The sequence below is a fragment of the Methylobacterium sp. WL18 genome (assembly GCF_008040015.1).
In the GTDB taxonomy this organism is placed as follows: Bacteria; Pseudomonadota; Alphaproteobacteria; order Rhizobiales; family Beijerinckiaceae; genus Methylobacterium; species Methylobacterium mesophilicum.
Genome location: NZ_VRVD01000017.1, coordinates 17115 through 31129 on the forward strand (window position 1 = coordinate 17115; position 14015 = coordinate 31129).

Below are 14015 nucleotides of genomic sequence, written 5' to 3' on the forward strand. Positions count from 1 at the left end.
TTGAGCCCCGCGAGCTTATATGTCCTCGCAGGGGTTTTTCCGTGGGCCGCCGAGCTGGTGCTCGGCCCCGCCTCCCTGCATTTGAGCAGGGAGAAGCCGATGACCGACGAAACGCCCCCGGGGGGGAAGCCGTCACGCAAGCCGCGCCGATCCCCCGTCCTCAAGGAGCCCCCTCCGCCGCCGCCGCCAGCCGATTGGTACCGCGCGTCCGTGCTGCTGCTGCGAGAGCCGTTCTTCGCGCTCTCGAACAAGGATCGAGTCCGGCTGAGCGAGAAAGGGTTCCAGTTCGCCGAGGAGAAACGCGGATGGAATATGACGATCACGACGAATGACCCTGATATTGGCGTCGCTCAGGTCGGCGACGGCGATATCCTCGTGTTCGCCGTGTCAAAGATTATGGAAGAATTTAACGTCCCGGGGGAGCACACCGCCGACACGCTAGCATCGACAATCGAATTCTATCCCAAAGAGCTTCTATCAGCCATTCGTCGGCCTAACGTGAAAGGTGGAAAGACCCTCACAAACCTCGAAGCCGGTCTGCAGCGGCTGATGAACACCAAAATTAGTCTCAAAACCGGAAGCGTCCTCACCGATTGCGAATTCACCCTGCTCACGGCCTACCACCGGGGTGGGCGTCGCAAGGCCGGCGGCGAGCCACCGAGGTGGAGCCTGACGGTCCCCCGCTGGCTCCTGGAGGAGATTGCGTCTCGGGACGAGGCCCGGGTGGTCTGGTTCAACCCTAAAAACTTTGACCTAGCTGGTACGGGGGGGGTGAAAAGTTCCCAGCTCGAACAGCTCGTCGCCTGCTGGGCGGTGGGCGAACGGCAGTACGGGCCGGGCATGGCGGTCATGATCCGTGTACTGCGCGCCCACAAGCTCTCGGGCATGCGCGGGATGAGCAAGTTCGTGAAAGCGCTGGAAAAGGTGGCGACGCTCGACCGGCTGCCCGATCACACCTTGAAGCTCATCAACCGCACCCGCGCCGATGGCGGCGACCTGAGGATTGACCTTCGCCGCGGCAAAGTGCGCAAACTGCCAGCCTGGCGGACGAACCGCCCGACACGCCGCTCCCCTGAGGAACATCGCGACGCGATCGAGGGCGATGGTCTCCCCGGTGATGTTGGCGGCAGCGCTTCATGGACCTGAAAGCGCGATGGTCGTATTTCATGGACCACAAAGCGCAAAATAATGGACCTGAAAGCGCTACCATCGACCGTTTAGATAAAGGAGATTGGGGGCTCCAAAGGAAGACAGAGCCGGCGAGGAGACGGAACCGCGGACGACCAGGTACGGGTCCCTACTCCATTTGTAAGATTGTTATTTGGTATGCCACATACCAAAGGCGGTCATGAGACAACCGAGACGACCCCCTCGCGGCCCACCACCCGATGCCAGTTCGACAGCATCAGCTCACGGGTACGACAGGCGTGGTCGTGCCGTACGACGAACTCGTCATACGTCGGCAGCAGGGTCATGCCGCAGCGATGAGCCTCCGTCATCGTGTCGAGCATCACGTCCGCCTCGGTCCGCATGAACCTCAATCCCGCACCCGTGAAAAACGCCTGCCGGATCTGATCGTGGTGCTCCACGATCGCCTCCAAAACCTCCGCGGCCTTGCGCCAGTGACAAGCCTCGGGTCGGATGTCCGTCCGGGTACGTCCAGCACGCCGCGCGTTCGGGTCCGCCAGACGAAAGGCGATGGATGCCCAGGCCGCTTTGGGGTCGGCCGCGTTGAGCGCGGTGTTGAGAGCGCGCTTGACGAAGTCGCGCTGGCCTTCCCATCCACGGATCAGGTAAGCGTCGCCCTCAAGCGGCAGCCGGGCCTCTGCATAGGCGATCCGGGGGTGCGAGCAGCTGAAGTCGATCAGCTCGACCGGTTTACCGTCTAGTTTCAGCTGCCCTCTCTCCGCCTTCGGCAGCTGCATCGTGAACAGGCCTGAGGTTCGTCCACCCTGGTCCCAGTCCCCGTTGTTGAACGTGGCGTGCAGGATGCGCGCGTCAGAGCGCATCACGTGATCCTTGGTGTTGCCACGCCGGTCGGCGCGGCCCCCAGGAATGATCCAGAGACCATCCTCGTACGTACGGATGTTCGGGTTCTGCGTGCCGATCGCGACGGCCATGAGCCTCTCGTTGAGCGGCAGCAGTCGGGCAAAGCGGTCGCGGCTAAACGCATTGGGCGTGTAGCGGAGGTAATTTTTATTGAGGTCCTTCAGGCGGACGAGGTTGGACTGGCTCACCAGTTCTCGCCGTTCGTACGTCGGATCGTTTCCAAAATACTCCTGCCCGGCCGGGGTGAGGGCGAATGTGGACTGCATACCGTCAGCATCCCACGGGTTCGCAGGAGCCTTCTTGAGCTTGAGCACGCCTGCCGCTTCCCCGAGCTTGAGCGCTTCCCTAACGAAAGTGAGCGTGCTGGCGCGTCCGAAGACGTGCTGCATACCCGTCCAGTAGTTGGAGTTGAGCGAGACGGAGACACGCCGCCCTTCCCGAGCCGCCAAGCACGCCTCGGCGATGAGGAAGGCGAGCGCCTCAACGTACCGAGCTTTGCCGCTCGCAAGGCCCAACTTGACCATACACGCGTGGGGGATGCGGCGGGAGAAGCTCAGGGGCCGGTCGCAGCCGGGAACGTTCGCGTCTGGCCCTTGCTCTGGACTAAGGTCGCCCGCCAAGACCTCGCGGACGTGAGCCTCGGCCGCTTGATGCAGCTCGGTATCGGAGTATGTGAACACAGATCGCCCCTGAGGGGGCCCCCAGCACCATGCCGGGTTCAGTGACTCGCCCCGCATGGAGGCGCATCATCACGTCTAGAGCAGGGTCGTAGCGTTTCGCGATACCGAGCAACCGGCAACCGTTATCTTGACCTAAGTCATTGATATAAAATAATAAAATATTTACGAACCAGTCGGCGACGGCTCGCGGTTCTTTTTGAGTGGCAGGTGCTGAGCAAAAATATTTTGATCAAAAGTTTCCGCTTGGGGCGATGAACCTACGTATCAAGTCACCGAGCGCCCGGCGGTGGAACATCGGACGCCAACGACAACTCTGAGGTTCGGGCCGATCACGCAGCCTACGGCAGTGCTGGCAGACGGCAACGCTGTTGGCTCCTGCGTCGCGGTTGCGGCGGGTGACGGTCAGCATGACACGGGTGATTTCGATCGAACCGAGGTCCTCCGCCATTGGCTGGACGTGCAGGATCTCGCCGTCGTCACCACGCCACGCGAACACGGCCATATCCCACCACCGCCCGTCGCCGAGGTGGTAGACGCTCTGCCCGTGCGGGCGTTGGCAGTGCTCACACGAACCACCGCCGCGACGGAGACTGATCGTGGCGGAAACTTGCAACCAAACGACCGAATAGAAGAAACGGAGCCCACGCCAGATTGCCACCGGGGTCTGTCCTCACACACGGCACCTTCGATCGGCACCCGTGGGCCAGCACGGCAGAAGGTGGTGCAGAAAACCGTCAGGCTTCGACCGGTGCGAACAAGTCGAATTGCTCCGTCGGTCGGCGAGCGCGTGACCGCGAGCTGAGAGCGGCACGCATGGATTTGGTCATGGGAATGGCGGGCAGACCAGTCCCGGTCTTGCCGTACAGCACGGCCCCGACGATCCGGCAGCCGTCGCCATCGTGAAACACGTTTGCGGTGTGGGGACCGGCTCGCAGGATCTCCTGCACCAGCACCTCGTCCACCCCCATGGCGGACAAAGCTCGCAGCAGACAGGCCCCCCTACTGCCTCGATATTGAACGACTGGAACTCCACGGCGCGCTGTTGCCAGACTTGACGCACCGCTCCAGCACTCGTCTGAGCGAATGGATTTGGAGCCGCTTGCGTCGCAGGGTCGGCGACGAAGGCCGCGATCGCGCCGCGGTCGGCGATGTGGCTGGCTGCGAGCAACGAAACCGCTAGTTGGCGTCGGCTAATCGGCATGTCGCTCCGGCGATCTCCCACGGACCACGAGTGGGTGCCTCACGGGAGGGCGACCGTGCGTGCCGGCGTGCGACATCCGTCCTTATAGAGAGTGCCTCGATACGGGCAGCGCACCGGGGTCACACCGGTCGTGCACGAACTCAGCCCTGAGCTGCGGTGCTGTTGGCGCGGGCGCGCGGGAAGTAGCTGTAGAACGTATCCCTGTTGACCCCGAGCCGCTTGGCGATGTCGGCGACGCTGATCGTGCCGGCGGCGAGCAAGGCGCGACCGACCGCGATGTCGTCTTCGGACAGCTTCTTCGGCCGACCGCCCTTGCGACCTCGGGCGAGCGCCGCCTTCAAGCCTTCCATGGTGCGCTCGCGGTTGAGGTCGAGGAAGTACTCGGCCATCGCCCCGTGCATCTGCAGGGCGAAGCGGCCGTGGGCGGTGGCGCTATCGAACTGCTCGGTGAGCGAGCGGAAGTGCACGTCCTTCACACGCAGGCCGTCGATGGTGCGCATCATCTCGACCAACGAGCGGCCGAGCCGGTCGAGCTTCCACACCACGAGCACATCCTCGGGACGCAGGAAGGCGAGCGCCGCCTCGAACTCCGGGCGCTTGGTCCCGGCCTTGCCGGACTTCTTTTCCTCGAACAGCTTCTCGCACCCGGCCTTGGTTAGTGCGTCGCGCTGCAGGTCGAGGTTCTGGTCGAGAGTGGAGACACGGGCATATCCGATGAGCATGTCGGGATCATGCCAAAACCGCGTTTATCCGGCAATAGAAAAGCCGACACGTTTTTCCGACAGAAACGGGGCTGTTTGGCGCGTCTCGTAACTGGCTCCCACACTTCGTCGGGAAAACGGTCGTTTTCTGGACATGAGAAAACGCGCGGCAGTCGACTGCCCCGAAAGAGCCACGGTAGGCTACGATCTTACAACCCCTAACATTACTGCCACCAATCTAAAAAGGTAACTCCTCGTCATCAGCCACTACGATATTTTTGGCTCTATAAAATAGCTCGTCAAATGTGATGATTTCTGGAGAAACAAGATTTCTCCTGAACGACTCAAACGCTTGGTATTTCTGAAAATTTGTTCCCCTTTCATTTCTAAACTCGCCAAGGCAGCCGGCAACGAGATAGGAACGAGGGTGCACATTGCTGAGCTCTTCGCCAGTGGGATAGCCCTCCTCATCCTCAACCTTATAGCGGCTACGGATATTCTCGGCCGCAGCACGCACCGTCTCCTGGATCTGGGCAACGCCGCCGGCAAGCTCGTCTGAAGATTGCCAGACACCTGGCCGGTAGCTTGAGGGTTTCAAAAGCTTAGTGTCGTGTCTTTTAATCTCGACGTAACATAGCGATTGAATGAGAGCGTTGGTTTTAAGAAGACCATCCACTCGCTTTCCCGATGCTACCAGACTGTGCCCCCGAACAATCTGCTCCAGCTTCCTGTCGTTCAGCGAGCTTGCGAAGATGTATGAGAGGCCATGGCCAAAAATCCATGGATTGAATTCGAAAAACCGCTGCCATACGTCTTCAGGCTTGATGTTCTGGCGCTCCCGCTCGCTTTCGAAAAATCCGGGTTCCTCAAGCAGTCGCTCAAAATGGGCCAGCTGCTTCCTCCTGAACCCGAGCGCCACCACATCCTGTTCGGTGATTTCGTTCTGTGCAATCTGGGCAAAGAGAGCCTGGTTGTTGACTGCAAACTGTCGAGCTTCAGCGTTCGTTAGGGCTACAACCGCCAAGTTTTTGTCGTCGACATTGAGTTTCAGTTCGCTAGGAAAATGCACTTTCTTGATATGAGCAACGAATTCTAAGAGCTTGTTCAGCTCATTAGGACCAAAATTGAAGCTTACCTTTTCTGATGGAAAGCCATTCGTCGTGTTCCACTTCTGAATGGTCAGGCCATGAGTGTCGCGAGCGTACTCATTGAAAGTCGCCCTGATCTCCTGGCGACCTTTATGCGTCACTCGCAGAACGACTTCACCAAGCTCTTTTGCGTATTCCAGACAATGCGGAATGTCTAAGACCTTGGATGCAATCCGTAGTCCGCCCGCAAAGCGCTTCGTAACGTAAAATTTGTCTGGCAGCTTTCCCATATGGAAACCATAATCATCATCATCCAAGGCAGAACCCTCTCAATCTAAACACACAATAGTTCACCCCACCGTGTCGTGTATCGCCGCGACAGGTACTCCGTCTTGAGCTTCCACGGGCGATCCTGTCCGCTGCAGGCAAACCGCACCCGGTCACGCCCGTAGCGGGCGTTGAGCTGGTCCACACATGCCATCAGGCGCACGCGCTCCGGCCGGTCTGGCCTAAGGAACAGCGAGCCCTGCACGCTGTCGGCGGGATGTAGGTCGAGGAACAGCACTCCGCATTTCTTGTAGCGGAACCCGGGCCGGTAGATGCTTTTCAGGCCCCACAGGGCGGCCTGGATCAGCCGGCCGGTGTCGCTGGTGCCGATCGTCAGCCGCACCGGCCGGGTCGCGTAGTACTGGGCGTCCTCGGGCTTGTGCCGGTTGGTCGTGACCATCACGACCACGGAAGCGGTCGCCAGGCTCTGCCGGCGCATCTTCTGCGCGGCGTAGGACGTGTAGGCGGTCAGCGCTTCGGCCAGCTCGGCAAATCCTTCTACTGCTTGCCCGAAACTTCGGCTGCAGCAGATGGTTTTGCTCTCCGGACTGTCCTGTTCGAGGTCCAGACAGGGTGTCCCCTGCAGCTCCAGGACGGTCCGCTGAAGGACCACGTTGAACCGCTGACGGATCATGGTGGGGTCCGCATCGCGCAGCTGGAGAGGGGTGGTGATCCCGATCTTTGCCAGGCGCTGCACGAGGCGATGTCCGATGCCCCATACGTCGCCAAGGTCCATCTTCGCCAGCGCTGCGGTCTGCTCTTTGTCATTGGGGAGGTAGCAGACTCCTCCGCTGGCGGGGTCCTTCTTGGCGGTGCGGTTGGCGACCTTGGCGAGGGTCTTGGTCGTACTTATCCCCACGCATACCCGGATCCCAGTTTTCTGGAGGACGGTAGCGCGCGCCTGCCGGGCGAGGGCATCGGGATCGGCAAAGCCGGCCAAGCCCAGAAACGCCTCGTCGATCGAGTACACTTCCAGGTCCGGCGTGAAGTCGCTTAGCACCCGCATGACCCGGGCGGAGAGATCACCGTAGAGGGTGTAGTTGGAGCTGCGCACCTGGACGCCCCAGCGCTCGAACTCGGCGCGGCGCAGGTGCCAGGCATCGCCCATCTTGATCCCGAGTGCCTTGGCCTCGTTGCTGCGCGCGATCACACAGCCGTCGTTGTTGGACAGGACCACCACTGGCACGCCGCGCAGCTTGGGCTGAAACAGCCGCTCGCACGAGGCGTAGAAGTTGTTGCAGTCGACCAGGGCGACCGGGCCGCCCATGGATCAAAACATCCGCACGGAACGGATCACGACACCCCAGATTTCGAACTCGGCCTTTGGGGAGACCGGGATGTCGGAGAATGCCTCGTTCTCCGGGCGTAGGATGACCCGCTCGCCTTTGAGGATGTAGCGCTTGAGGGTGAACTCGCCGTTGAGGCAGGCGACAATCACACAGCCGGAGCGGACTGGCGCCGCCTTGTCCACGACGGCGATGTCACCGGGGAACAGTCCCGCCTCGATCATGCTTTCGCCGGTGACGTGCACCGCGAACACCGACGGCAGGTGGGCGCTCATCAGCTCGTTAAAGTCGAGCGGGTTCTCCCGGTCGGCCTCGGCCGGGGAGGGGAAGCCGCAGGCCACAGAGCCCGCCACGAAGGGTACCGATCCCGCCGTGCGGGCCTCCACGGTCAGAAATGCGCCGATGCCATTGGAAGAGCCGCCGCGGGCCGCCATGCGCCGCGCCATATCGGCGATCTCAACCGGCAGGCGCACGACCGTGGTCGGCTCCTTCTTCGGCTGGCCGGCGCCCTCACGCGGGCCGCCCCAGCCGGTTCTCCTGCTCTGGCGCATAGGGCCACCCTCCGTCTTGATACTTGTTACAGGTATCAAGCACAGGGATGCGGCGGGAGGTCCAGACAGTTTCTTATGTCAATGCCTGTTTGGCGGGCAGGGCTGTGTCTTCTGGGGATAACAACCTGAGCGTGCGCCCCTTCTCACCGTACACTCAAACGGCTAAGCTCACAGACAAAGTGGAGAGGGCTACGGCCAACGATGTCGAGAATCAGGGTAGTCGAGATAAAGAACTTCCGCGCGATTAACGAACTTAGGTTTGTGCCTACGGAAGGTGTCAATTGCTTCATCGGACCAGGAGATAGCGGCAAATCCTCGATACTTGACGCGATAGATTTGTGCTTGGGAGCGAGGCGCACAGCCCCATTCTGCGACACAGATTTTCACAGCTTGAATGTCGATCATCCAATTGAGATAAGCCTCACTTTGGGCGAGCTGGATGACTCCCTGAAAAATATTGAACAATATGGCCAGTACTTGCGAGGGTATGACAAGACATCTGGCGAGTTGAAAGATGAGCCTGAGTCCGGATTTGAGACAGTCCTAACGCTGAAACTTGAGGTTGGCAGCGACTTAGAGCCCGCATGGCTTCTCTATTCCGAACGAGCGGCCGCGCAAGGATTATCGCGCGGCATCCAATGGGCCGACCGGGTAAAACTAGCACCGACCAGAATTGGTGCTTTGGCACAGCACAATCTGGGTTGGCAGCGCGGGTCTGTTCTGAACCGCATCTCCGATGAACGCGCTGACGCATCAGCAACGCTGGCCAAGGTTGCAAGAGAAGCGCGCGCCGCATTCGGTGACAAGGCTGCTACACAATTGGGTGATGCGCTCAAGGTCGTTGGGGAAACGGCGAAAGAACTGGGCATTCCCATTGGCGACAATGTCAAAGCGCTCCTCGACGCTCACTCTGTATCGTTTGTTGGAGGAACGATCTCACTTCACGATGCGGGCGGCGTCCCGCTCCGAGGTCTTGGGATAGGCTCAACGCGCCTGCTGATTGCCGGGCTACAGCGAAAAGCATCAGAAAAATCATCGATCATCCTGGTTGACGAACTTGAGCACGGCTTAGAACCGCATCGCATTATTCGCCTTCTAGGCTCCTTGGGAGCAAAGGATAAAGATCAACCCCTACAGGTTTTTGCCACAACCCATTCCCCAATCGCACTGCGTGAATTATCAGGCAGCCAGCTAATCGTTGTGCGTAGGGACAAGACGTCAATCTGCCTACTGAGAGTAGGCGCCAGCGATGCGATCCAAGGTACAATCCGAACTTCTCCTGATGCGTTCCTGGCTGGATCCGTTCTCATTTGCGAAGGAGCAAGCGAAGTCGGAATTATCCGAGGCATCGACCAATATCGTGCCACAACGGGTGGAACATCTATATTTGCGTCCGGCGTCGGATTAGTCGACGCTGGGGGAGAGAAAAAGATTTATACGAGGGCACCCGCCTTTGTAGCGCTAGGCTATCGTTGCGGTGTCCTGCGGGACGATGACGTTGCGGCCGACGCCACCCTTGAGGGGGAATTCACGGCTGCCGGTGGCCGTGTGTTCAAATGGAACCCTGGCCAGGCGTTGGAACAGGCAATTTTTAATGGCGTGAGCGAGGCTGCAATCAAAAGATTAGTCGCAAAGGCCGTTGCTGAATTAGGCAACGACCTGATCGACGCGCATATTAAGCAAAGCTCAAAGAGCCAGTTTAATCTTGCATCATGCGATGGGCCAATCTCCGATGATCTTCGCCAATGTCTTGGTTTAGCATCAAAATCGAAATCCGCACCGTGGTTCAAATCTGTCACGAAGATGGAGGAGATTGGATACGACATTATCGGACCCGATCTTCCAAATTGTCGCACAGATTTTGTTTCAGTAGTTTCTGCGATGTTCGAGTGGGCAAATCATGTCCAACCCTGAGATAGATTTATTGTCCATCCGACGTGGAACCGTTACTGCGCCGGCTGGCTGTGGTAAAACACACCTTATTGCAGATGCGCTGGGTCGGCACGATCAGGTAAAACCTATCCTCGTGCTGACACACACAAATGCAGGCGTTGCTGCTCTTCGTGCGCGCCTCGATAAGGCCGGTGTTTCACCTAAGCGCTACAGGATCGTAACAATAGATGGCTGGTCGATGCGACTAGCATCGACGTTTCCACAGAGGAGCGGGTGCCCTGCTGGGATACTTGAGCTAAATAGTCCAGGCCGTGATTATCCGGCTATTCGCGGCGCGGCAATCTCGCTTCTTTGTGGAGATCATATATCCGATCTGATTGCCGCCACATACTCCCGGCTCATTGTTGATGAGTACCAAGATTGCTCACGCGCCCAACATGCCATCGTCATGGCCATAGCTGAAATGCTGCCGGTCTGTGCGCTGGGTGATCCTCTGCAGGCGATCTTTGGCTTTGGTGGCGACGAACTACCGGATTGGGACAGCGATGTATGCCGCGCTCTCCCTCTCCATGCCGAGCTAAAGAACCCGTGGCGCTGGGCCAATGCAGGAGCACATGAGTTTGGAGAATGGCTCCTCTCGATCCGCGGCAATTTGTTGTCTGGTGCACCAATCGATTTAAGAACAGCACCGAAGAATGTGAGTTGGATTGAACTTGACGGTAAGAATGACCATACCAAACGCTTATCGACTATCAACGCCATGCGGCGCAATCGCGAACACAAAGTCATTGCGATTGCGGATAGTAGGAACAAGCAAGGACAGCAACGCTTTGCGAGTCAGATCCCGGGCGCTTCAACGGTCGAAGCAGTTGACCTCAAAGATCTGACGGATTTCGCCGCAAGTTTCAATCCTGCAGCGAAAGGGGCGTTTCGCGCTGTGATCTCGTTTGCCGACAAGGTAATGACGGAGATAAATTATGACGATCTGGTTGCTCGTCTGAAGAGCATCGCCGCCAAGACGAATCGACTTGAACCAACAGAAGTCGAGTTGGCCTGCTTCCGGATGGTAGAAAAGCAGGACTATAGATCATGCGCGGACCTTCTCGTTGCATTGAACCGGCAGGCAGGCACACATATCTACCGCCCTGCGGTTTTTCGAGCATGCCTCAAAGCATTACAGATGTGCGCCGATGATACCAATGTGACGTTCAACAATGCTGCAATCCAGATGAGGGAGCAGAACAGGCTTGTTGGACGCCCTCTGCCCAGCGTGGCTGTCGGTAGCACTCTTCTTGTGAAAGGGCTTGAGGCAGAATGTGCGGTTATTCTGGAAACAGAGAGGATGAACGCAAATAATTTGTATGTCGCCATGACCCGTGGCGCAGTTTCGTTGGCCGTCTGCTCTCGTTCGCCTGTAATCAACGCTTAGAACCTCGTCGAAGCAGATTTTGACGAAGGCAGGATAGTACTATTCAAAGCTCCGGGTTGGTCCGGCAGGAGAACCGGTCACGTGCGGTGAACCGGTCGGACGGCAGACCGGCGACCGGCCGGCGGTAGATCCGCTCGGCGAGGTAGTCGTGCTCGATCTCGATCTGCGCCTCGTCAAGGTCGATGTACCAGGTGCGCCGCGCCGGGCTCCAGCGGTAGCGCCGGGCCTTCAGGAGATCTTTCAGCTCCTTCGGTGCCCCTTCGGCCCAGAGCCGCACGGTGGGCTTTCTGGCGGTCTCCAGCAGGGCAGACAGCGCCAGCCTGCCGGAGAGCTGCAGCGGTCGGGCGAGCAGCGCCAGCAGGGCGTGGCAGTCGTCGATCGCACGGTGCCCGCGGTGAAAGAACCCGCAGTCGGTCAGCAGGTAGCCGAGTTTCATGCCCTCGTGGCCTTCGGCGCGCCACGGGATCTGATGGCAGGAGCAGCCCCAGTTCTTGTCGCGGAACACCGGCCAGCGCGGCTCGCACATCTGCCGGTCGAAGCTGGCGTTGTGGGCGATGATCACCGCCGCGTCAGCGGCGATCCGCGCGACCGCGGCATCGTCGATCTTCTGTCCGGCGACATCGGCGTCGGTGATGCCGGTCAGCTGGGTAATCTCCGGTGGGATCGGTTTGCTGGGCTGATGGAGCTGGTTGAGGGTATCGAGCAAGCGGTAGATCCGCCCGCTGGCGCCGTACTCGAACTTGAGGATTCCGAGCTCGATCACCTCATCGCTGGCAAAGTCGGTGCCGGTGGTTTCCACGTCGACGACCAGGCCGATGAACGTCGGCTCATTGGGGGCTTCGGGATGATCGGCCAGCGACTTCAGCCGGCGCAGCACGCGGTAGTTACTCGTGCCTTCGAGCACGGCGGCGATGCTGTCGAGGGGCTGGCTCACGTGTCTGACGATCCCGGCTTGGTTCTCCCTGGCTCTGGCACCTCTGCCGACGAGCTCTCGCCAAAAGCTTAACCTTGGATGCGCCGGACTGGCCAGCAGGATCGCAGCGGCCGTCCACAACCGGCACGGAACCCCGCGACAGCCGGCCCGTTGACCCAACAGATTGTAGCTGTTCTAATTCGCAACAGCGGGCGGGACAGCCGCCGACCAGCCAGGGGAGCCAAAGATGGCCAACGCGAAATGTGAGACCTGCCGCTTCTTCGACGAGCACAAGGGCAACGGCGCCGTTGCGCAGAACGATGCCGGCCTCTGCCGCTTCAACCCGCCGGTCAGCCAGCCGGCGCCGGAAGCCAAGGGCCTGTGGCCGGTCGTGGCTAGCGCCGACTGGTGCGGCCACTACACCCCTGAGATGACCGCCGCCGAGTAAGGCGCTGCGTCGCGCACGCGACGAAGGGGCCAGCCGGGAGGCTGGCCTTTTTTTGTGCCCGGCGCTCACCCGAACAGACTGAGCTGCTGCCGATCGGTTTCGGCTTGCGCCCACGCAGGCCCGGAGGCCTCGGCGTCCAGCCACTGCAGGACGAAGGCGACCGGCCCACCACTGTCCTGCACCAGCGCCGGGGACGTGAACCATGACAGGTAGCCGCTTGCGGTGATCGGCAGGGGCGCGCGATGAGGGTCGATGCTCTCGATCTGCAGGTGCCCCGGCTGCACGCGGGCGCCGGTGTTCAGAAACTGCGGCTCCCAGCGGATGCGGAGGGAGACACCGCGCCAGCGCGCAGTTTGCTCCTCGATGTAGCGGGGCCCGGCGGTCATGCGACCGGCTCCAGCTCGACGATGTGCTCGGCTCGATGGGCGGCCGCCACGTAGGCCGACAGCGGCCCCTTGGCCTCGAACCACAGATCCCGCTCCACGGGCAGACCCAGCTTGCCGCGCACGGTCTGCAGCTCGGACAGGCGCACGTAGCCGAGCTCCGGGCAGCCAAGGCCGAGATCACACAGCCCAAAGGCGATGTCCGGCTCGGTCGGATCCAGCTCGGTCAGCAGCCACGTGGCGCCGGCATCGGGGGTGAACAGCTTGACCACCGGGAGAGGGTCGCGATGTCCCGCTTGGCGCTCTCGGCGCCGTTGGCGAGCAGCGCGGCGCGCTGTGCCGTGGTGATGAGTTGCATGGGATTGGCTTTCGTTGGTTCAGAACGAAGCCGCAGAACCCTTCCCCGTGAAGCGTCAGGCCCCGTCCTGACATTCTGCCCGTCGGCGAGACCGGGGTTGGCGCAGGTTACAGGGGAGGGGGATCATCCGCCTGGCAGACGTGCCGTCACGCCGAAGGCATGGGATACCCCTTGACCGCAGCCGAGAGCCAGCACCCCGCCTTCAAGGCGATGTGGACGCTCACCGGAAAATTGTGGCCAACAGCAGCGCACTACCAGACATCCGAGGATCTACACCGAAAAACGCCTTGTGGTTCGAGGCCGGCTCAAACAGCAGGCCATTCGTTTAGCTGCGAAACCGCACCCGGATTGCGACAGCTTCAACAAGGGTTGTCACTGTAACGGCAGGCCTAAGCCCATCGCAGGCGAGGCCCGCTTCAACGTGGCTTGGATTCAAAAAGGGCTGGATGGCCGGTGACGTGGCCAATGACGTCCAGTCCTGTCCAGAGCTATCCAACCTGTCGGGCGGGACACAAACTGGACACTGCCTCCAGCCACTCGCGCTAAGTGCTTGATATTGCTGGCGCGCCCTACGGGAATCGAACCCGTGTTTTCGCCGTGAAAGGGCGACGTCCTGGACCGCTAGACGAAGGGCGCTTTGGCTAGGCCGGGGTTCTATAGTCGGCGGCGGCGCGTCCGGCAACCGTCGATCCGCACGCGGGGTCGGGT

12 protein-coding genes, 1 tRNA gene and 1 pseudogene are annotated in these 14015 nt (G+C 60.3%); 4 read left to right on the plus strand and 10 right to left on the minus strand.

What is annotated here, in order from left to right:
• Positions 1-210: 210 nt before the first annotated feature.
• On the plus strand, positions 211-1146 hold the full coding sequence (locus FV228_RS03615; RefSeq protein ID WP_187277621.1) for a replication initiator protein A: 936 nt from the start codon (positions 211-213) through the stop codon (positions 1144-1146).
• A gap of 200 nt (positions 1147-1346) precedes the next feature.
• On the opposite strand, the gene FV228_RS03620 is transcribed toward FV228_RS03615, so the two are convergent.
• The 6 genes from FV228_RS03620 to umuD all read right to left on the minus strand — a co-directional run bounded on the left by FV228_RS03620 (position 1347) and on the right by umuD (position 7883).
• A complete protein-coding gene (locus FV228_RS03620; protein WP_147853336.1) occupies positions 1347-2573 on the minus strand; it encodes a hypothetical protein in 1227 nt (408 codons plus the stop codon).
• A gap of 890 nt (positions 2574-3463) precedes the next feature.
• Positions 3464-3697, minus strand: coding sequence for a hypothetical protein (locus FV228_RS34050; RefSeq protein ID WP_246693811.1), 234 nt, complete (start codon positions 3695-3697; stop codon positions 3464-3466).
• Positions 3698-4070: 373 nt separating this feature from the next.
• A complete protein-coding gene (locus tag FV228_RS03635) occupies positions 4071-4652 on the minus strand; it encodes a recombinase family protein (RefSeq protein ID WP_147853338.1) in 582 nt (193 codons plus the stop codon).
• Positions 4653-4869: 217 nt separating this feature from the next.
• The gene (locus FV228_RS03640; protein ID WP_147853339.1) at positions 4870-6036 is read right to left on the minus strand and encodes a Shedu immune nuclease family protein; all 1167 of its coding nucleotides are present in this window, start codon (positions 6034-6036) and stop codon (positions 4870-4872) included.
• A 17-nt stretch (positions 6037-6053) separates the two neighbouring features.
• Positions 6054-7313 (minus strand): Y-family DNA polymerase, encoded by a 1260-nt coding sequence (locus FV228_RS03645; protein ID WP_147853340.1) that lies wholly within the window; start codon positions 7311-7313, stop codon positions 6054-6056.
• A 3-nt stretch (positions 7314-7316) separates the two neighbouring features.
• Entirely contained in the window at positions 7317-7883 is a 567-nt protein-coding gene (gene umuD / locus FV228_RS03650; protein WP_246693812.1) for a translesion error-prone DNA polymerase V autoproteolytic subunit, read from the minus strand.
• Positions 7884-8084: 201 nt separating this feature from the next.
• Between umuD and FV228_RS03655 the strand changes: the two genes are divergently transcribed.
• Positions 8085-9797, plus strand: a complete 1713-nt coding sequence (locus FV228_RS03655; protein WP_147853341.1) for an ATP-binding protein — start codon at positions 8085-8087, stop codon at positions 9795-9797.
• Positions 9784-11205, plus strand: coding sequence for a UvrD-helicase domain-containing protein (locus FV228_RS03660; RefSeq protein ID WP_147853342.1), 1422 nt, complete (start codon positions 9784-9786; stop codon positions 11203-11205). The genes FV228_RS03655 and FV228_RS03660 overlap by 14 nt, the downstream gene beginning before the upstream one ends.
• A 43-nt stretch (positions 11206-11248) precedes the next feature.
• Here FV228_RS03660 and FV228_RS03665 read toward each other — a convergent pair whose 3' ends face one another.
• Positions 11249-12139, minus strand: a complete 891-nt coding sequence (locus tag FV228_RS03665; RefSeq protein ID WP_147853343.1) for a 3'-5' exonuclease — start codon at positions 12137-12139, stop codon at positions 11249-11251.
• Between the two features lie 226 nt (positions 12140-12365).
• Between FV228_RS03665 and FV228_RS03670 the strand changes: the two genes are divergently transcribed.
• The gene (locus tag FV228_RS03670) at positions 12366-12566 is read left to right on the plus strand and encodes a hypothetical protein (RefSeq protein ID WP_147853344.1); all 201 of its coding nucleotides are present in this window, start codon (positions 12366-12368) and stop codon (positions 12564-12566) included.
• Positions 12567-12631: 65 nt separating this feature from the next.
• On the opposite strand, the gene FV228_RS03675 is transcribed toward FV228_RS03670, so the two are convergent.
• From FV228_RS03675 to FV228_RS03685, 3 genes and pseudogenes are all read right to left on the minus strand, one after another.
• On the minus strand, positions 12632-12952 hold the full coding sequence (locus FV228_RS03675; RefSeq protein ID WP_246693813.1) for a hypothetical protein: 321 nt from the start codon (positions 12950-12952) through the stop codon (positions 12632-12634).
• A pseudogene (locus tag FV228_RS03680) lies at positions 12949-13307 on the minus strand (DUF2958 domain-containing protein). The gene FV228_RS03675 and the pseudogene FV228_RS03680 overlap by 4 nt, the downstream one beginning before the upstream one ends.
• Before the next feature lie 560 nt (positions 13308-13867).
• Positions 13868-13943 (minus strand) — tRNA-Glu (locus FV228_RS03685).
• Positions 13944-14015: the final 72 nt, after the last annotated feature.

What these genes read in the sequence shown, in the direction of transcription:
- FV228_RS03635 (WP_147853338.1), bottom strand. Translation starts at nt 4,652, where the DNA reads ATGCTCATCGGATATGCCCGTGTCTCCACTCTCGACCAGAACCTCGAC.
- umuD (WP_246693812.1), bottom strand. Translation starts at nt 7,883, where the DNA reads ATGCGCCAGAGCAGGAGAACCGGCTGGGGCGGCCCGCGTGAGGGCGCC.
- FV228_RS03670 (WP_147853344.1), top strand. Translation starts at nt 12,366, where the DNA reads ATGGCCAACGCGAAATGTGAGACCTGCCGCTTCTTCGACGAGCACAAG.
- FV228_RS03645 (WP_147853340.1), bottom strand. Translation starts at nt 7,313, where the DNA reads ATGGGCGGCCCGGTCGCCCTGGTCGACTGCAACAACTTCTACGCCTCG.
- FV228_RS03660 (WP_147853342.1), top strand. Translation starts at nt 9,784, where the DNA reads ATGTCCAACCCTGAGATAGATTTATTGTCCATCCGACGTGGAACCGTT.
- FV228_RS03675 (WP_246693813.1), bottom strand. Translation starts at nt 12,952, where the DNA reads ATGACCGCCGGGCCCCGCTACATCGAGGAGCAAACTGCGCGCTGGCGC.
- FV228_RS03620 (WP_147853336.1), bottom strand. Translation starts at nt 2,573, where the DNA reads ATGGTCAAGTTGGGCCTTGCGAGCGGCAAAGCTCGGTACGTTGAGGCG.
- FV228_RS34050 (WP_246693811.1), bottom strand. Translation starts at nt 3,697, where the DNA reads ATGGGGGTGGACGAGGTGCTGGTGCAGGAGATCCTGCGAGCCGGTCCC.
- FV228_RS03655 (WP_147853341.1), top strand. Translation starts at nt 8,085, where the DNA reads ATGTCGAGAATCAGGGTAGTCGAGATAAAGAACTTCCGCGCGATTAAC.